The organism is Brevibacterium picturae, from assembly GCF_030453725.1.
GTDB lineage: Bacteria > Actinomycetota > Actinomycetes > Actinomycetales > Brevibacteriaceae > Brevibacterium > Brevibacterium sandarakinum_A.
The window spans coordinates 20,206-38,335 of the sequence record NZ_JAKDJU010000010.1 but is presented as its reverse complement, the minus strand read 5'-3'; the positions used below and the strand labels follow the sequence as shown (position 1 = coordinate 38,335).

The window sequence follows — 18,130 nt, the reverse complement described above, 5'->3', positions numbered from 1 at the left end:
TTGCTGCCCACGCTGATTGCGCAGCCAGTGGTCAATCTCAGCTTCGTCGCCGCCGAACTGGGGACCAACCAGGTGACGGCGTTGCGTGCGATCGACACATTGGTCGATCGTGGCATTCTTCTCGAGGCAACCGGACGTAGAAGGAACCGCGTCTGGCGGCAGCCGGGTGTACTCAGTGTTCTCGACGCTTTCGCGGACAGTGCGCGACGAAGCGGGCGATGACTAGACTCGAACCATGAAGATCACGGTACTCGAGGGAGACATCACCGAGGCCTCCGTGGACGCGATCGTCAACGCCGCGAACTCAAGCCTGCTGGGCGGTGGCGGTGTCGACGGAGCCATCCACAAGGCAGCCGGACCCGAACTGCTCGAAGCCTGCCGCGAAGTCCGCCGCACCAGTCACCCGCGTGGACTTTCTGCCGGCCAAGCCGTCGCAACAGACGCCGGTGCACTCAAAGCCAGGTGGGTCATCCACACCGTCGGACCGAACCGTCATCAGGGTGAGGCCGATCCTGAGGTGCTCGAGTCCTGCTTCGAATCGAGCCTCAACTTAGCCGTTGAACTCGGCGCCGCCTCGGTGGCCTTCCCGGCTATCGGCGGGGGAGTCTACGGATGGTCGGCCAGGGACGTCGCCGAGGCGGCCCATTCCGTCATCGTCGACGGCCGGGAACATGGACGCTGGGAGTCGATTCGCGAGGTCAATTTCGTCCTCTTCAGCGATTCGATGACGAGCGTGTTCTGCCAGGTCTTCGACCACGACCAATGGTGATGGCTGTGGTTATCCTGGACGTATGGGTGCAAGCTATGAAGAGACGATGACCGTCCCCATCGCCGCGGCCGATGTCGGGCAGAGGGCATTCGAGGTGCTGAGGAACCTACAGGGTGCCGCCGGGTCGATTGCGACCACGCGGCCCGGGGTGCTCAGTGCCTCGTTCAGGGCGACGTGGAGGAGTTGGGGCGAGAAGATCACCGTCCACATCGATCAGGCGTCGGACGGCACCGTCGTGCGCATCCGCAGCGCCTGTGCCTTTCCCCTCCAGGTCTTCGACTGGGGAGTGAACAGGGGAAATGTGCAACGGATCAAGGCCGGGCTCGAGCTCCCTGATCGATCGGAAGGCAGCAGATCATGAGAGTCCACGACGTCATCCCCGACATTCCGGTGACCGACATCGACGCGGCCCGAGGCTTCTACGAGGACTTCCTCGGACTCGGCACCGAGGAGTTCAACCTGGGCTGGGTGGCCCGCTTCACCTCGGCGGAGACCGGGGCGCACGTCCAGCTCGTCACCGAGGACGCGAGCGCTCCAGTCACCCCCGTGCTCTCGCTCAAGGTCGATGACATCGATGCCGCATACGCTGAGGCACAAGCGAGCGACTTCGAGATCGTCCATCCGCTGACCACCGAGGAGTGGGGCGTGACCCGCTTCTTCGTCCGCGACCCCGATGGCAACGTTGTCAACATCACCGCGCACCGTCAGTGACTCACACCGCGGTGTAGCCGCCGTCGATGAGGTAGTAGGCGCCGGTGACGAATGAAGCATCGTCCGAGAGCAGGAAGTTCACAACCTTGGCGACCTCCTCGGCGGTGCCGAGTCGGCCGAGCGGGTGCTTGGCCTTGAGTCCGTCGAGGGTCTCCGCATCGAGGCTGCTCTCGACCAGCGGTGTCATGATGTACCCGGGGCCGACGGAGTTGATGCGCAGGCCCTGTGCTCCGTATTCGGCTGCGGCATTCTTCGTGATGCCCACGACACCGTGCTTGGCTGCGGTATAGGCGCCGTTGTTGACTGCCGCGACCGAGCCGTGGATCGAGGCCATGTTGACGATCGCGCTGTCCTTGGCGCCGGTCTTCAGCATTTCGGGGATCTGGTAGCGCATCCCGTAGAGCACACCGTTGAGGTTGATATCGATGACCTTGTCCCAGTTGTCGAGGTCAGTCTCACCTGCCGGTGCCTGGCTGCCGCTGATACCTGCATTGTTGACCGCGTAGTTGAGCCCGCCGTAGGTGTCGACGGCGAACTCGACGACCTTCGCGGAATCGTCCTTGACGCTGGTGTCCTGCTTAATCGCCGAGGCGGCGCCACCGTCCTCGGTGATCTCATCGACAACGTGCTGGGCGGCGTCGAGATTGATGTCGGTGATCACGACCTTCGCGCCCCTGGCTGCGAGTTCCTTGCTGATGGCTTCGCCGAGGCCCGAGCCTCCGCCGGTGACGAGTGCGACCTTGTTCGTGAAATCTGCCATTGTGATGACCTTCTTCCGTTTTCCGACGAGCCATACTCTGTGGCTCTCAGCAGGTGTAACGGCGCACTGTTGGCCGAAATTCCGTCTGTTTGATCACCTATGGGGTTGCAGTCAGCGAGGTTCCATCTGCTTTCAACCATTCGGTGGGGAAGGGTTGCTCGGACTCGTATGGATGCAATTGGCCGTCCCAGTGTCGTTGCCATTCGATTCCATACTTGTCCTTAAAAATCAGGTCGACCCTTGGCAACGGGTTTTTCGGGTGCTTTTTGCGCCAGTCCTCAAGGTTCATGATCGTGGCAGTGGCGGGAGCTAGTTTGTGACCGTCGTCCTTCGACGGAGGCAGAACTGTCTTCCGTGCTGCGTAGTAGCGCTTTGGTCGGTTGTCCGTGCCTAGACAAGTCGCCAGGCGCACATCGAATATTGGCGTCAGCGATTGGTTCTGGACGACAACGACAAGATCATTGCCGACGGACTCTGTCCATGCCGCCACGGATTCAGCTTGAGCACGCTCTCTGTCGACGCGGGCCCACTCGAGCTGTTCGGCTACCGCTTTGGATTGCGCACGCGCCTCTTCAGTCTGCTTCTCCGATTGCTCGGCCTGCCGTCGAGCATGAGCGGTTTGCTGCTCGGCCTCACTTGCCTGCTTCTTCATCTCCACGAACGAGCGTGCGGCGAATATTCCGGCAACGATGGCTGCAGCCGCAGCCACGCACGTAGCGAAGGCGATGACTGTGTCGGGATTCCAACCCATTTCCATGTACTGTCAACTCCCTCAGTTGATGAGCATCATTTGCTACCCGGTCGGCTCGGCATCGACAGGCACGGCTCGCTCTTTCACCTCATCGAGGCGGGCACCGATCGTCGCTAGCGCTCCGCCGGGGAAAAGCTCGAAGACATCGCCGGAGTAGATGTCGGTATACGGTTCTTCGAACAGACGTCCACGTTCGACGATTCCGTTCGTCGACAGTTCGTTGACGATCTGGCGAACGAACTCGATCTGCACCGCAGAGAAACGTGATTCGTCGAGATACTCACCGAACAACTCCATGACAGCTGCCCTGTCCAGGCCGATCAGTGACCGTACGAAAAGTCCCAACCCGTCGGCTGTCTTAGCTGCGGCTTGGATCGTCTGATCGTCGCCGACGCCGCCGTCGATGAGGATGTTCTTGAGTGCGTCAAGGTCGGCTTCGGTGAGCTGCTGATTGCGCATCAGCTTCTGCACCGCGAGGTGGTTCCTATGATCGTTGAGGTACGTGCGAGCCCTGTCGCGCAGCCGGTCGATGTTGAGGCCCGGCTCATGAGTCGGCAAAGTCGAGGACTCGTTCTCCCTCAACTCGTCGACGAAGTCCGTGTAGATCGGATTCTGCCGTTTGCCCTGTGCGAACCTCACCAGCTCGCGCAGGCGCACGCGAAGGTCTTCCAAATCCGGCAGTGTCACGTCCTGCCACCATTCGGCACGGACGATGTCTTCGAGCAGTTCGACCTGTGCCGCCACCATAGGGATGCTCTGTTTGGTCAGAAGCACCTCGGCGATATCTCGGATTGTGCGGCTCGCCGGGGTCTCAAAGATGCCGTCAAGCGCGGACAGCTGGGTGCTGAGGACGATGAGGTCGAAGCGCTTCGCCTCTTCGGAGGAGTCGATCGCTGCGGATGGAAGTCCGCCGAGGTGGTCGACCGCCTCCGCGATGGTCTCGGGATCAGCCTGACTCCAGGATGCATCCACGGCGAAGTCGCTCACCCATCTGCGATGCGCGCGGACGGCGCGATTTTCTGTGGGGATGCCCCTGACGAAACGGGCGAGCTCGCCGGACAGGCTTGATCGCATTCCAGAGAGATCGGATCGTGAGCTGACGGCGGCGAGAAGCTCGGCTCGAGTGCGAACGATGCGGTGATTAAGCGGAAGCACCTGCCTGGGTTCGGCTTTGTCGAACTGCTCATTGAAGTATTCGAAGTTGGAGCAGAAGTCGAAGACGTAGAACTCGGTCTTGTCGTGTCCGGGGCCGAAGATGTCAGGGCTCAGGCGGGTTCCGCGTCCGATCATCTGCCAGAACTTGCTCTTGGAACGCACCTTTTTGAACAGGACGAGGTTGAGGATCTCGGGAATGTCGATTCCGGTGTCGAGCATGTCCACGGAGATCGCGATCTGCGGGTATTGTTTCGGGTCTTTGAACTTCTCGATGAGGTCCTGGGCGCTGTCTGTCTGATGAGTGATGACGCGTGCGTACCGACCGGCGAAGGCAGGAAAGTGGATGTCGAAGCGCTGTTGGATGAAGTCGGCGTGGCGTTGGTTCTGGGCGAAGATGATCGACTTGCCGAGCGTGTCACCACTCTCGATCTTCAGCCCGTCGGCCATCAGCTTGTTGATGACGATGTCGACGGTGTCAGCGTTGAACAGGTAGTTATTGAGCGCGGTTGCGTGCACGTCGTCTGGAATCGTGCCGTCGTCCCATTCGAGTTCGTCCCAGTCGGTGCGTTCCTCTTCGTCGAGGTCCGCGTAGTGGATGCCCTCTTCGAGGAATTTTGTTCCGAGATTGATCTCGCGCGGCTCAGTCAGGTATTTGTCGGCAATCGCCTGCTCGAGAGTGTATGCGCCAGTGGGCACCCCGTTTTCGATATGGAAGAGGCTGAAAGTGTTGCGGTCGATCTCGTCCTTCGGCGTGGCGGTGAGTCCGAGCAGGAGACTGTCGAACCAGTCGAAGATGGCCTTGTATTTCCGATAGACCGAACGGTGTGCCTCATCGATGATGACGAGGTCGAAGTAGCCAGGGCCGAAGACCGTATCGTCGCCTTTGTCGATGAGGCCCATCATCGTTGGGTACGTCGAGACGAAGACTCGGCCTGAGGCTTGTTCTTTTACGCCTGTTTCAAGCAGATTGACTGTGGTGACATTGGGCAGGTGCGCTGTGAACGCACCGGCGGCCTGCTTGACGAGGGCTCGCCGGTCAGCGAGGAACAGGACTCGTTTGACCCAGTTGGCTTTCATCAGCTGGTCGACGAGGGCGATGGCGGTCCGCGTCTTTCCTGACCCGGTGGCCATGACGAGCAGGGCTTCACGCTGCCGATTGTCGAAGTCTCTGCCGACTTGAGCGATGATCTCTTGCTGGTATCCGCGGTTGACGATGTCGCCGTTGACCGGCCGACCTTCGAGTCGAACCCGAGTGGACCTGCGCTGGATGAGGAGTTCGAGTTCGTCCCGAGTGTAGAACCCGTGGACCTCCCGCGGTGGGTAACCGCCGGCATCGTCCCAGAGGTGGTGGCGGTCGCCGTTGCTGAAGAAGATGATGGGACGGCGTCCGAAGGTCTTCTTGAGACCATCCGCGTACATCTCTGCTTGGTGGCGTCCTGCCTCCACGCTCGCCGAGGTGCGCTTGGCTTCGACGACAGCCAGGGGCTTTCCGTCAGTACCCCACAGCACATAGTCGGCATACCCGACGCCAGAAGGCGTGGGCAGACCTGCAATGCGGTATTCGCGGACGTTGGGCTCGTCAAGGTCCCACCCCGCCAGCTCGAGGTCGACGTCGATGAGGTCAGTGCGGGTGCGGTCTTCCTTCCACTCCTGGGAATCGAGGGTGGTGACTTTGGAACTCTGTGCAGCGGCGATCTGCCGTTGCAGTTCTTCGATCTGCGAGTCTTTGTCTGCGGTCGCTGTGGCGATCTGTGCGTCGACATCGGCGGAGATCTGGGCCAGCTGCTTCTTCGCGGCGGCCAGCTCTTCGTCCTGCTGTTTGAACTTGTCGACCAGCTTGGTCAGTTCTGCAGGGCTGAGCGGGGCGGCTCGGTGAGCGACCTTCGGATCGAACTGCGTCCCCGCGGGGACATCGTCGGGGATGCGCGAGTGGTGGAACGCGGCCCAGATGATGACGAGGTAGAGCTCGCTGAGGGCGCGGATTGCGGCATCGACAGGGACGGGGGTGTCGTTGTGGACGGCGTTGTTGCCGAGCTTGCGCAGGAAGGTCAGCTTTTGGTGGATCCCGATTCCTGTTTCAGCTTTGAACTTCGGGTCGTTGATCCGCGCGGAGAGGTCGTCTTTGTACGGCGTGGGGAGGTCGAGGATTGTGTAGAGGTGGAGGACGAGGCGTTCGATGCTGCGTCTGCTGTAGATGCAGGCGGACCGAGGATCGGAGAAGACGTAGGATTCAGCGCGCGCGGAATCGTTGAAGATCGTCGGCCATTCGGCCCTGATGAACTCGAAGTTCGTCAACGTCCCCTCCTACGCGGCAGTGCGCCTGCTGTGATCAGCGTCGATTGCTGGTGTAGTTCCCATCTTGCCAGGTCGGACGGACATGAGGGTGACGACGGTGGCGAAATCCGGCAATTCGCGATTGAAGGTGTAGAGCCCGCGTCATAGTTCACCTCGGAAGGCTCGGGACTGGAGGGAGGTGAACAGTGCATCGGATTGTTCTTTTAAGTTCGTCAATTTGATTCGGGCATCGACTAGTCGGGACGTCTGATGCGCGAAGCTTGCTTGAAGGTTTTCGGGGGGTATAAACGCTGGAAGTCGACTGATCTGATTTTGAAATAGGTTGGCTTGCGCGGATGAATTGGCTTGGCGGTGCATTTCTCGTTGCAAGGTATAGCTCGATAAGAGCGCGGCCAGGAAAGTGGTATTTACAGAATCAAGTGGGCGTATTAAGGCAACGCTTCTTACTAGCGCAATAGAGACAGGTACAGTTATAGTTGCGACTCGGCCGATAGTTCCCGAGCATGATAAAAGTATATCTCCACGTTCAGGGTCCACTCGCTTCTTTAAGCGATCATATTCTTCCTGACCGACAAAATCCGTATTGTCAAAGTCTATCCATCCATTTCGTATATTTCGAGCTGAGAGCAGCGGAACTCCGCTCGATTGTCTTTTTGGGGTATGGTGTGCGCCATCAGTGATGCGAAATGCTAAATCACCGACCGTTGCGGAATTCCAGCGAGAAGTCCACTCGCCGGGTGCTCCAAACATCTCGTGGAAGATGGACTGGGTCAGGGTTTCCAAGTGGGCGGTGGCTTGGCGGCGCTTTTGGCTGATGGCGTCAGCTTTGTCGAGGATCGCGGCAATTCGGCGTTGTTCGTCGAGGGGAGGCAAGGGGATGCGCAGGTCTTCGACGACCTGCCGTGTGACTCCTTTAATTGTTGCGCCTCTTGAATGCTGTTCGAAATACTGAGATCTGCTCTGCAGAAAACGAGATAGATATTTGAGGTCAAGGTTGTCGCAGGGGCTGATCGCGGTTAAATCTTGGCTGAAAGAGACCGGGTGTGGAGGTATTAGGGTCTTTCCGACTGAAGTCCGGGTGACGAGCAGTAGGCTGTTCTTTCTTGTAATTTTGGTGGCCGACTTCTGAACTGCATGCTCGGTGATGTGGTGCCGAGCGCGTACATGTCCTTCGTCATCGATGTCTGCCCCTGTGATCCAAGGAATCTCTCCTTGGTAAAAGGACTCATTTTTGCGATCCGGAGTGCCCCCGCTTGCAAACTCGGCAACATCCCCCAACGGTGCCATCTTCATGACAGCATCGCCTTCAACTCGGCCAGGTCCTTGGCGATTTCGGCGTCGAGCTTCTCGACGTCAGTAATGATATCTAGAGGTGCACGATGCTCGACCTCCTCGTATTCGATCTCCTTGTAGCGGTTGATCGAGAGGTCGTATCCCTGCTCGGCGATCTCGGACTTGGGGACCGCGAACGACTTCTCGGTTCGCGCACGGTCCTTCTCCGAACCATTGCGCTCAGCCCATCGCTCCAGCACCTGCGGCAGATCATTCGCATCGACTGGATTCCGCTTGTCGTCGAGACTGAACCCATCGGCTTGGACATCATAGAACCACACGTTTTCCGTGCCACCGGAATTCGTCTTTGTGAAGAACAGGATGGCCGTGGACACACCGGCATAGGGTTTGAATACACCGCTGGGCAGCTTCACGACACCGTCGAGCTTTTGCTCCTCGACGAGCGTCCGCCGCAGTTCTTTGTGTGCCTTGCTCGAGCCGAACAGCACACCGTCCGGGACGATGACCGCAGCGCGACCGCCGGGCTTGAGCAATTTGAGGAACAGAGCAAGAAACAGGAGCTCGGTCTTCTTTGTCTTCACCACGCGCTGCAGATCCTGCGACATGGCCTCGTAGTCGAGGGAGCCGGCGAATGGGGGATTGGCGAGGATTAGCGTGTATTTCTCCGCCTCGGCGCTGACGTTCTCCGCCAGGGAATCTCGGTAGCGGATGTCGGGCTGCTCGATGCCGTGCAGCATCATGTTCATGCTGCCGATGCGCAGCATCGTCGAGTCGAAGTCGTACCCGTGGAACATGCTGTTATGGAAGAAGTGCCGCTGCTCTTTATTGGTGAATACCTCGGGGTGGGAGTGCCGTAACTGTTCCGAAGCAGAGACGAGGAAGCCAGCAGTACCGCAAGCAGGGTCGCAGATCTCGTCGTCCGGCCTCGGTGCGCTCATCTTGACCATGAGATCAATGATGTGTCGGGGCGTGCGGAACTGCCCGTTCGTCCCCGAGCTCGAAATCTGGGAGAGCAGATACTCGTAGAGGTCGCCGTTGGTGTCGCGCTTGTCCATCGGGATGTCGCTGAGTAGGTCGACGACCTTCGACAGGAGGTGGGCGCTGGGGACGGTGAAGCGCGCATCACGCATGTGCCCACCGTAGGTGGATCCGTCTCCGCCAAGCTTCCGCAGGAAAGGGAAGACCCCATCGGAGACGACGTCGTACATCACCTCGGGCTCGAGGTTTCGCAGACGGCTCCACCGGAAGTCCTGCTCACCGGGGCCGAAGGTCGGATTCTCGAGTGACTTGCCCGTGAAGCTGGCCCGAGACTCCGCGTGCGTTTCGAGTTCGTCGAGTCGACGGATGAACAGAAGGTAGGTGATCTGCTCGATCACCTCGAGGGGATTGGAGATCCCACCTGACCAGAAGGAGTTCCAAATCTGATCGACCTTGTTCTTCACATCACCTGTAATCACATGACTGAGCATATCGAAGAACCCTGACAGGGAATGAACCGAGCGGGCCCGGCCGTGTCAGCACATCCCGGTAACGTCCACCACATGAATATTCCAACAGGTCTGGAAATGGACGCAATCAACCACACCATGCTCGTCAACAGAGTGCTGAGCTCGATCAAGCAGCAACGGCCCGATCTCTCCGAGCACGTATCGCACATGAGCGGATCGCCCGCCGTCGGAGTGAAGCTTCAGCTGTCGCGAGACCGCAGCATCATGTTTGCCTGGGTGAGGGACAAGAGCGTGGTTCAGTGGATGATCGCGACTCCGGATCAGACCTTGACTCCGCTGCGAAGTGGTGAAACCGTCGACGACATCGCCTCCCGCCTGATTGAGGCGTTTGACCGTTTCGCCGACTGATCTCCAGCCGCGCAGCTCAAGGAGGGGTGATGGGCAGGGTCACATGGGGTTTCACAAGTTCGCTCGACGGGTTCATCACCGGCCCGGATCACGATATGTCCTGGATGTCCGGCCTCGGCTCGCTGGCTGAGGGCACGGTCGAGGACCTTGCGGCCAAGGTTGCCGTCATCATCTCCGGCCGCCGCGGCTATGACGCTGCCAAGGACCAGGCAGATGAGCGGGACGAGCTGACGTCGGCCGCCTATGGGGGAGCGTGGTCGGGCACCGAGTTCATCCTCACCCACCGTCCCGAGGAGCTCGCCGACGATCCGAACGTCACCGCCATGAACTGCTCCATCGCCGAGGCGGTCGACCGGGCCCAGCCCATTGCCGGTGATCGCGATATCCAGATCATCAGCGCCGACATCGCCCGGCAGGCTCTTGACGTCGATCTCATCGACGAGATGCAGGTCTTCGTCGCCCCGGTCTTCCTCGGCGACGGCACCAGGATCTTCGATGTTCCCGGCGGCAGGCGCATCGTTTGGGAACTCGTCGAGATCGATGAGGCGAACAGGGAGGCCTTCGTGCGCACCTATCGTCCGAAGCGATAGGTCTCATTCCTGCCGTGAGCTCAGCTCCCACAGAATCCGCATTGCTTCCTCATCGAAATCCTCGCCGGCAGTGCTGCTGGGCTCGCTGTCATGGACCTCGGCGTGCAGCTGCTCCATCCGGCGATCGAGCTGGCTGGCCACCTCAGCGGTCTGGGTGAGCTCCTCGATGAGCCGCTCCGGAACTTCACCCGAGAATTTGTAGTGGATCTTGTGCTCGAGGCTGGCCCAGAAGTCCATGGCGATGGTCCGGATCTGGACTTCGCAGATCACCGGTGTCGGGCCCCCATTGAGGAAGACGGGCACTTCGAGGATCGCATGGAGGCTCTTGTAGCCATTGGGCTTCGGGTTGGCGATGTAGTCCTTGATCTCTACGATCCGAACATCATTCTGCGAGGTCAGCATGTCGAGCACGTGATAGGTATCGGCGATGAAGCTGCAGGTGATGCGGATGCCCGCGATGTCGGTGATCTTCGAGCGGATCGTCGCGACGTCGAGTGGAAGCTGCCGGCGATTGACCTTCTCGAGCAGGCTCTGCGGCGACTTCACCCTCGAGGTGATGTGTTCGATCGGATTGTAGCTGTGCGTGTGGAAGGACTCTTCACGCAGAATCGAGATCTTGGTCAGCAGCTCGTCGATGACGAAGCGATGCTGCATGAGCAGCAACGAGAAGTCGTGCCGCAGCGATCGCACGCTCGCCACCTGATTCGGCGTCAAGGCCATGTTTGGGAGCTGTTGTCGTTCGGTCATGATTCTCCAGTGTCTGGGTGTCCTGTGTCAGTGTATCCTCGGCGCTTCTCTGTCCATGTCAGCACTGCGGCGTATCGTTGGATCATGTGCAGGAACATCAGAACCCTTCATAATTTCGAACCCCATGCCACCTCGGACGAAGTGCATGCCGCGGCAATGCAGTACGTGCGCAAGATCGCGGGCACGACGAAGCCGTCACACGCCAACGCCGAGGCCTTCGAAGCGGCCGTCGAAGAGATCGCTCACACGACTCAGCATCTTCTCAACGCGTTGGTGACCACTGCGCCGGCGAAGAATCGTGAAGTCGAGGCCGAGAAGCGACGAGCCAGATTCGCGGCACGAACCTGACTCAATCAGTCCACCACGGTCGTCCCTCGAGCTTCAAGATCCTTCGTAATCCCCGCCGAGGCGGTGCGCAGGGCCTGCATGATCGCCGGCCCTCCGATGTGGTGCTCGGAGTCGACGACGACGCCGAGGCTGGCGATCGTCAGCCCGTTGCCGTCGAAGACGGGCACCGCGATTCCGGTGGTGCCGTCATCGATATGACCGGCAAGCTCTGCGAAGTGATAGGTCCGGATCGTCGTCAGCATCGTCCGCAGCACAGCCGGATCGGTCGTCGTCTTCTCGGTGATCGCGGCGAGCGGTCCGCGCAGGTAGGCCTCTCGCACGTGCTTCGGAGCGTGAGCGAGCAGCACCAGTCCGCACGATGAGGCATGGGCAGGTAGTCTCCCGGCTGTCTTCGAACGGTGGATGACCGCTGCCGGCTTCGACATCCTCTCGATGATGAGGACCTCGCGTTCGCGCAGAATGCCCAGCTGGGTGTTCTCGCCGACGAAGTCGTGAACCGCGCTCATGTGGGGTCTGGCCACGGTCGCGAGATCGACGGCGTCGGAGGCCCGATTCGACAGCTCCCACATTCCCACGCCGATCCTGATTCGACCGTTGGGGTCGCGCTGGAGCAGATTATGCCGCATCATATCGTTGATCAGTCGGTACGCCGTGGACTTCGGCAATCCCGCTCGCTCGGACAGCTCGTCGGTGCTTAAGCTCGGATGATCGGGGTCGAACGAGCCGAGGACTCGGACCAGCCGATCGATCATGGAATCGCCCGATTGAGAGTTCGCCATGACCGCAATCGTAGCCATAGAGTGCTCGCATTCTCAATCAATGGATCACCGATGGCTCCCCGTGGCCTGCATCACTATTGTGGCCGTTCAGGGTGGCAGTCGCGTGCATCACCCGCGCCCGAAAAGGCCGACCTCGAAGGAGCGGCAGCCAAGCACCTGATCGCCCCTCATCGAAGTCAACACAGTCAAGACCCGACCAGAGCAGGAATAGGGGAGAACGACATGAGTGAGAACAGTTTCCTAGGCACCCAGTGGCACGGCAAGATCTTCACCGGGGCATGGACGAACGGTGCAGGCGAGCCCTATGACGTCATCGAACCCGCAACAGGTCAGTCGCTGGGACGCTTGGGCGCTGCGAACGCCGATGACGTGAACGCCGCCGCAACCCGTGCCGCGGCCGCCCAGAAGGAATGGGCGAAGACGCCGCCTGCCGAGCGCGCAGCCGTCCTCCGCCGGGCCGGCGCACTGTGGGCCGAGCACGCCGAGGAGATCTCGGACTGGATCATCCGTGAATCGGGCGGGATTTCCGCCAAGGCAGGTCTCGAAGTCAGCTCTGCTGAGCAGATCTGCTACGAATCCTCCGCCCTGACCAGCCACCCCAAGGGCCAGGTCCTGACCTCGAACGAACCCCGCTGGTCATTCTCTCGCCGGGTGCCCGCCGGAGTCGTCTCAGTCATCGCACCCTTCAACTTCCCACTCATTCTCTCGATCCGCTCGGTCGCCCCGGCACTCGCGCTGGGCAATGCGGTCCTGCTCAAGCCGGACCCGCGCACCGCGGTCTGCGGTGGGGTGAGCCTGGCCCGGATCTTCGCCGAGGCGGGTCTTCCCGAGGGACTCCTGCAGGTCCTGCCCGGAGGTCGGGAAGCCGGCGAAGCCGTGGTCTCTGCTCCTGAGGTCTCGGTCATCTCCTTCACCGGGTCGACCGCAGCCGGACGCAAGGTCGGCGAAACTGCCGGGCGCCTCCTCAAAAGCTGCCACCTGGAACTCGGTGGAAACAACGCACTCGTCGTCCTCCCCGGGGCAGAGGTCGGTCCGGCCACCTCGGCGGGAGCCTTCGGTTCCTGGATGCACCAGGGCCAGATCTGCATGACCACGGGTCGCCACCTCGTCCACGAATCCATCTACGACGAATACGTCGAACAGCTGGCCGAGCGTGCCAGGAACCTGCCCGTAGGCAACCCCGCCACCGAGGAGGTCGCGCTGGGTCCAATCATCGACGACAACCAGCGGACCCGGATCCGCGACATCATCGACAAGGCGCAGGCCGACGGTGCACGACTCGTCGCCGGAGGAACCGGTGAAGGAGCATTCGTGCCACCGACGGTGTTGGCGGATCTGAGCCCCTCGAACCCGGCCTGGACGCAGGAGATCTTCGGACCTGTAGCGCCTGTGAGCCGCTTCTCGACCCTCGAAGAAGCCGCGGAGCTCGTCAACTCAAGCGTTTACGGGCTGTCCGTGGGCATCCTCGGCGATGTGGGCACGGCCATCGAGCTGGCCGACCTCGTCGACACCGGCAAGATCCACATCAATGAGCAGACCGTCTCCGATGAGGCGAACGTGCCCTTCGGCGGCACGAAGGACTCCGGGAACGGGTCCCGCTTCGGTGGAGCGGAGGCCAACATCGAAGCCTTCACCGAAACCCAGTGGGTGACGATGCGCTCCCAGATTGCCCCATACCCATTCTGATCCGCTGATTCTGCACCGCCTCGAATTCTGACCGAGCGAACGACCGACCGGAGACACCGATGTCCACACCTGCCGTAGCCCCTGTCACCACCTCTGCCCGAACGGCGGCCACTACCCGCTGGCCGGCGATCCTGTGCTGGCTGGCCGTCGCCCTCGAGGGCTTCGACCTCGTCGTGCTCGGGGCGGTGATCCCCGAGCTTCTGGCGACGAACGCCATCGGCTTCACCACCGAGGCCGCGACGCTCGTGGCGACTCTGAGCCTGGTAGGGGTGGGCCTCGGGGCTGCGGCGGTGGGGCCGATCTCAGACCGCTTCGGGCGTCGCTACACGATCATCGTCTGCGTGCTGATCTTCAGCATCTTCACCCTGCTTGTGGCATTCTCCCCGAACGTCGCACTGTTCACGACCTTCCGGTTCATCGCCGGGCTGGCCTTGGGCGCGGTGATGCCGGGTTGCCTCGCCTACATCAGCGAGCACAACAGGTCGGGTAAGACCGGCAAGGCGACGACGCTGACGATGACCGGCTACCACGCCGGCGCCGTGGCGATCTCTCTGCTCGCCGTCTTCTACTCCCATAACTGGCACCTGCTCTTCATCGCCGGGGGTGTGGCAGGACTCGTCCTCGTCCCGCTGCTGTGGTGGAAGCTGCCCGAATCTCAGGCCTTCGTCGATGCCCGGGCCGCGAAGGACCGTCCCGCCCAAACTGCTGCCGTGGCCCCGAAGACCGGGGTGGCAGGACTGTTCGTGGGCCGGTTCAAGCTGGTCACGATCGGCGTCTGGGCAGCAAGCTTCATGGGCCTGCTGCTCGTCTATGGCCTCAACACGTGGCTGCCGAAGATCATGGCCGATGCCGGGTACGAGGTCTCAGATTCCCTCGTCATGCTGTTCGTCATGAATGTCGGTGCCGTCGTCGGCCTCGTCATCGCCGGCTGGCTCGCGGACAAGCACGGGACGAAGCCGATCGTGCTGCTGTGGTTCATCCTCGCAGCCGTGTTCCTCGCTGCTTTGAGCATTCCGATGACGAGCCAGGTTCTGCTCAACATCGCGGTCTTCATCACCGGTGTGTTCGTCTTCTCCGCCCAGGTGCTCGTCTACGCCTTCGTATCCGCGATCTACCCGCCCACTGCCCGCGGTACCGCGATCGGCATGACCTCGGCAGTGGGCCGCATCGGCGCCATCGTCGGCCCGTTCATCACCGGCACCCTCGTCACAGCAGGCATCGCCTACCCGTGGGGCTTCTATCTCTTCGCGGTTGTCGCCGTCTTCGGCTTCGCAGCGATGGCGATCGTTCCGAAGGCAGTGGACGCCGCCGGACGATGATTGTCAGGGCTGAGGCCCAGACGAAAGCGAGGGAAGAGAAGGTTGATCTCAAGCTCAGAAATCAACCTTCTCTTCCCTCACAATCTCAGCCCTCGGCTAGGGTTGCCCTCCCAAGCGGCGTCGACGGACGATGAGTATGATGCTCGCACCGATGACGATCAGCCCGGCCGCAACCGCCATCATCAGCGTCGGATCGACGCCGGTGCGAGGCAGGTCGTCGCCGCCGTCGCTGTCGTCGCCGGCATCGCTGTCGGCACCGGAGCTGCTGTCGGAAGCGCCGTCGTCGGCCGCTTCTGCATCGCCGCCGTCTGCGCCAGCCGAGACGCCTTCGCCGCCGTCTGCCCCGCCGTCTGCCTCGGCGTTGCCCTCGTCCGACGCCCCAGCGTTGCCCTCGTCCGAAGCGCCGTCGTCGCTTCCGCCATCATCTGCAGGCTCGAAGAGTCCGACGACGACCGGGTCGTGGTCCGAAGCGCGGAACTGATCCGGAGCGTAGAAGTCGCCTGCGTTGTAGTTGAAGCGACTGTATTCGAGTGCCAGTGCTTCGACCGAGTTGATGTTCCAGACATCAGCGCCGATGATCGCATCGAAGGCACTTGACGGCAGGGCAGCCTGAGCGCTCGAACCCGAAACATCCAACGCCAGCACGTGATCGAGACTGCCCGTCCGGGACTTGTAGACATACGTCGACTTGTCCGTCTTCTCGGCTGCGACGTCCTTGAACCCGGCCTCATAGAAGACCTGCATCGGGTCCTCCTGCGTATAGGAGTTGAAGTCGCCGAGCAGGTAGACGAAGTCACTGTCTGCGGCCTTCTGCTGCTCGCTTGCGAACTCGACGAGGGACTTCGCCTGCTTCACACGATCCGCGTTCGAATTGCCCTGCCCGTCACCACTGTCCTCATTGCCGGGGCCTTCGCCTGAACCCTTTGACTTGAAGTGGTTCGAGATCGTGAGGAAGGTCTTGTCGGCTTCGAACTCACCGGACTCGTCCCTCGGTGTGAAGGCCTGCGACAGGGGTTCGCGGGCGTTGGAGAACGCAGCCTGATCGTCAAGGATCGTGGAATCGTTCTGCGGGGCCACCTCGGCGGGCTGATAGATCAAGGCCGTGCGGATGACATCTTCATCTGCCGGCACATCTTCGGGGGAGGGGACGAAGTCCCACCTCGTGGTTCCGGCAGCCTCGTTGAGGCGTGAGACCAGAGTTCCCAGCGCAGCATCGCGATCCTCGCCGAAGACGGACGAGTTCTCAATCTCCATGAGAGAGACGACCGAGGCATCGAGCTTGTTGATCGCTGTGACGATCTTGGTCTCCTGCCGCTTGAGGCTCTTGGCATTGGCCGCGCCGCGAGCCTCGCAGCCGCTGCGGACGGTGATGTGGTTGCCCTGACGGTCATCGTAGTAGCTGCATCCGGAGAGCTGATCGCCGGTGGTGGTGAAGTAGTTGAGGACGTTGAAGCTGGCCAGGCTGACCTGGCCGCCGATGTTCTCGGGGGCCTCGGTGCGGGTGTCGGCGAAGCTGGCAGGCTGGATCGCTTCGGCGTTGTCACCGGTCAGGCGGGTGGTGGGTTGGAAGCGCCACTTCTCGTGATCGAAGCCGAGCACCACCGGCGAGGTGATTGTGGCCTGAGCGCCGACCCGGACGGGGGCGTCGTTCGAGACATAGGGCAGGACAGTGTCCTTGTCGTTCTCCAGATAGTTCACGGTGGCACCGTCGTCGAGGACGACCTCTCGACTGAGGTTCTCGGCCTCGATGGCCTTGGCTTCGGCACTTCCCGGTCGGGCCACGTCGGTGGGCTGCGGAAGGGTTTTGTCGCCGGTGGCCAGGACCACTTCGCCGTAGGAATTCGTGTTGTAGTTGTCGGCCACGGTCAGCTCCCCGCTGGGCTGCAGCAGCATGCCTTCGAGGGCTTCACGTGCGGCAGCCTCGTCGGGGAAGACGTCCTCGACCGGTTTGACTGCCTCGGCGGGCTCATCCACGGTCGTCTTCCCTGTGCCGCTGACGGAGATCTGAGTCTGCCCATAGTGCTCTGACACCTTGCCGGTCAGTTCGAGATGGTCGCCGATGCTGATGTCGGAGACCGTGTCGGGGGAGTAGACGAAGATGCCGTCCGAGGCGCCTGGTGTCTCATCTTCGGCGCTACCTGTGCCCGGTGTCTGCACGAAGTATCCGTTCAGGCCGCCGCTCGGGTAAGCAGCTGTGACGACGCCTTGAGTCTTGACGGTCTCGCCCTGCAGTGGGCTTTCGTCCCCCGTGCCCTGGATTTCGGCGATCGGGGTGACATCCTCGGGGACGGGAGTGTCTGGACCGTCGTCTCCGTCGTCACCGGGCAGCGCATCCGGGGTGGGGGCTGCGGATGTCCAGGTGCCGTCGATGAGTTGGATGGACGCTCCGCCTGAAGCGGTGGCACCGGTGGGTCCGGCCTCTTCGCCGACGACGGCGTCCGGGGTGTGCTTGTTCGACTTGCCCGTCACTCCCATGCCATCGATGACTCCGCCGATCTGCTCGAAACCGATGAGCACACCGTCATCGTCGATGGCGAAAGCAGACGATCCATAGCTGCCGTCGGCGGCGCTGCCGGACTTCACGGAGTTCGTGATCGGCACATCGACTGCCACAGCACCCGACTCACCGACGGTGGTGCCCTCGGGAACGGTGGTGGTGTTCTCCGCCGCCTGGACGCTGCCGCCGCGAGTGACGGACCCGATGGTCCATCCCGAGACGTCGGTGCCGGGATCGGCGGCGATCTCGATGAAGTCGGTCTCGAGCGTATAGCCGATCTCGCTGATGTGCGGATCTTCGGCGGCGAGTGCCGCGGTCGCCGGAGCGACAGGAAGGGTGAGGCCGATCGCCGCGACGAGGCTGAGCGCCGCGCACGATGAGGCCGTCTTGGAGACTGTCATAGGAGCCTTTCGAGTTCTCGGGCACCGCGAGAGATTCCGGTGCAGTCGCATGCACCCTATCCAGCGACAGGGCGTCATCGGTGACGACCTTGTGAACGAGATGTGAACTCTGCGAATGAACGCTGGGTGCACTGGTGAACTCGAGACTACTACACGGTCCGGACACGAAGTCG

16 protein-coding genes and 1 pseudogene are annotated in these 18,130 nt (G+C 61.4%); 9 read left to right on the top strand and 8 right to left on the bottom strand.

The annotated features are described in order from the left end of the window. From L0G76_RS02430 to L0G76_RS02415, 4 genes and pseudogenes are all read left to right on the top strand, one after another. Positions 1-222: pseudogene (locus L0G76_RS02430) on the top strand (Fic family protein); the annotation flags it as partial. Between the two features lie 13 nt (positions 223-235). Then, positions 236-769, top strand: a complete 534-nt coding sequence (locus L0G76_RS02425; RefSeq protein WP_101583224.1) for an O-acetyl-ADP-ribose deacetylase — start codon at positions 236-238, stop codon at positions 767-769. A gap of 22 nt (positions 770-791) precedes the next feature. Further along, on the top strand, positions 792-1,130 hold the full coding sequence (locus L0G76_RS02420; protein ID WP_096146535.1) for a DUF1499 domain-containing protein: 339 nt from the start codon (positions 792-794) through the stop codon (positions 1,128-1,130). Beyond that, positions 1,127-1,480 (top strand): VOC family protein, encoded by a 354-nt coding sequence (locus tag L0G76_RS02415; protein WP_096146536.1) that lies wholly within the window; start codon positions 1,127-1,129, stop codon positions 1,478-1,480. The genes L0G76_RS02420 and L0G76_RS02415 overlap by 4 nt, the downstream gene beginning before the upstream one ends. A gap of 1 nt (position 1,481) precedes the next feature. Here the strand turns inward: L0G76_RS02415 and L0G76_RS02410 are convergent, their stop codons facing one another. From L0G76_RS02410 to L0G76_RS02390, 5 genes are all read right to left on the bottom strand, one after another. Next, entirely contained in the window at positions 1,482-2,240 is a 759-nt protein-coding gene (locus L0G76_RS02410) for an SDR family NAD(P)-dependent oxidoreductase (RefSeq protein WP_096146537.1), read from the bottom strand. A gap of 97 nt (positions 2,241-2,337) precedes the next feature. Further along, positions 2,338-2,997 carry a hypothetical protein gene (locus L0G76_RS02405; RefSeq protein WP_096146538.1) on the bottom strand — a complete coding sequence of 220 codons (660 nt, stop codon included), beginning with the start codon at positions 2,995-2,997 and terminating at the stop codon, positions 2,338-2,340. A 36-nt stretch (positions 2,998-3,033) separates the two neighbouring features. Further along, the gene (locus L0G76_RS02400) at positions 3,034-6,441 is read right to left on the bottom strand and encodes a DEAD/DEAH box helicase family protein (protein ID WP_304355790.1); all 3,408 of its coding nucleotides are present in this window, start codon (positions 6,439-6,441) and stop codon (positions 3,034-3,036) included. Positions 6,442-6,582: 141 nt separating this feature from the next. Beyond that, positions 6,583-7,734, bottom strand: coding sequence for a restriction endonuclease subunit S (locus tag L0G76_RS02395; protein ID WP_096146540.1), 1,152 nt, complete (start codon positions 7,732-7,734; stop codon positions 6,583-6,585). Beyond that, on the bottom strand, positions 7,731-9,191 hold the full coding sequence (locus L0G76_RS02390; RefSeq protein WP_164743312.1) for a type I restriction-modification system subunit M: 1,461 nt from the start codon (positions 9,189-9,191) through the stop codon (positions 7,731-7,733). Before L0G76_RS02390 ends, L0G76_RS02395 begins: the two co-directional genes overlap by 4 nt. A gap of 84 nt (positions 9,192-9,275) precedes the next feature. Between L0G76_RS02390 and L0G76_RS02385 the strand changes: the two genes are divergently transcribed. Then, a complete protein-coding gene (locus L0G76_RS02385; protein WP_127362789.1) occupies positions 9,276-9,590 on the top strand; it encodes a hypothetical protein in 315 nt (104 codons plus the stop codon). A 29-nt stretch (positions 9,591-9,619) separates the two neighbouring features. After that, positions 9,620-10,180: a dihydrofolate reductase family protein gene (locus L0G76_RS02380; RefSeq protein WP_096146543.1), complete on the top strand. Its 561-nt coding sequence runs from the start codon at positions 9,620-9,622 to the stop codon at positions 10,178-10,180. Between the two features lie 3 nt (positions 10,181-10,183). On the opposite strand, the gene L0G76_RS02375 is transcribed toward L0G76_RS02380, so the two are convergent. Next, positions 10,184-10,927, bottom strand: a complete 744-nt coding sequence (locus tag L0G76_RS02375) for a GTP pyrophosphokinase (RefSeq protein ID WP_240513758.1) — start codon at positions 10,925-10,927, stop codon at positions 10,184-10,186. A gap of 84 nt (positions 10,928-11,011) precedes the next feature. Here L0G76_RS02375 and L0G76_RS02370 point away from each other — a divergent pair, with 84 nt between their 5' ends. After that, the gene (locus L0G76_RS02370; RefSeq protein ID WP_096146544.1) at positions 11,012-11,275 is read left to right on the top strand and encodes a DUF2277 domain-containing protein; all 264 of its coding nucleotides are present in this window, start codon (positions 11,012-11,014) and stop codon (positions 11,273-11,275) included. A gap of 5 nt (positions 11,276-11,280) precedes the next feature. Here L0G76_RS02370 and L0G76_RS02365 read toward each other — a convergent pair whose 3' ends face one another. Further along, on the bottom strand, positions 11,281-12,054 hold the full coding sequence (locus L0G76_RS02365) for an IclR family transcriptional regulator (RefSeq protein ID WP_096146686.1): 774 nt from the start codon (positions 12,052-12,054) through the stop codon (positions 11,281-11,283). A gap of 222 nt (positions 12,055-12,276) precedes the next feature. On the opposite strand from L0G76_RS02365, the gene L0G76_RS02360 reads away from it, so the two are divergent. Both L0G76_RS02360 and L0G76_RS02355 read left to right on the top strand, forming a co-directional pair. Next, positions 12,277-13,740 carry a benzaldehyde dehydrogenase gene (locus L0G76_RS02360; protein WP_096146545.1) on the top strand — a complete coding sequence of 488 codons (1,464 nt, stop codon included), beginning with the start codon at positions 12,277-12,279 and terminating at the stop codon, positions 13,738-13,740. Between the two features lie 59 nt (positions 13,741-13,799). Next, on the top strand, positions 13,800-15,059 hold the full coding sequence (locus tag L0G76_RS02355; RefSeq protein ID WP_096146546.1) for an MFS transporter: 1,260 nt from the start codon (positions 13,800-13,802) through the stop codon (positions 15,057-15,059). Between the two features lie 96 nt (positions 15,060-15,155). Here L0G76_RS02355 and L0G76_RS02350 read toward each other — a convergent pair whose 3' ends face one another. Next, positions 15,156-17,957: an ExeM/NucH family extracellular endonuclease gene (locus L0G76_RS02350; RefSeq protein WP_304355789.1), complete on the bottom strand. Its 2,802-nt coding sequence runs from the start codon at positions 17,955-17,957 to the stop codon at positions 15,156-15,158. Positions 17,958-18,130: the final 173 nt, after the last annotated feature.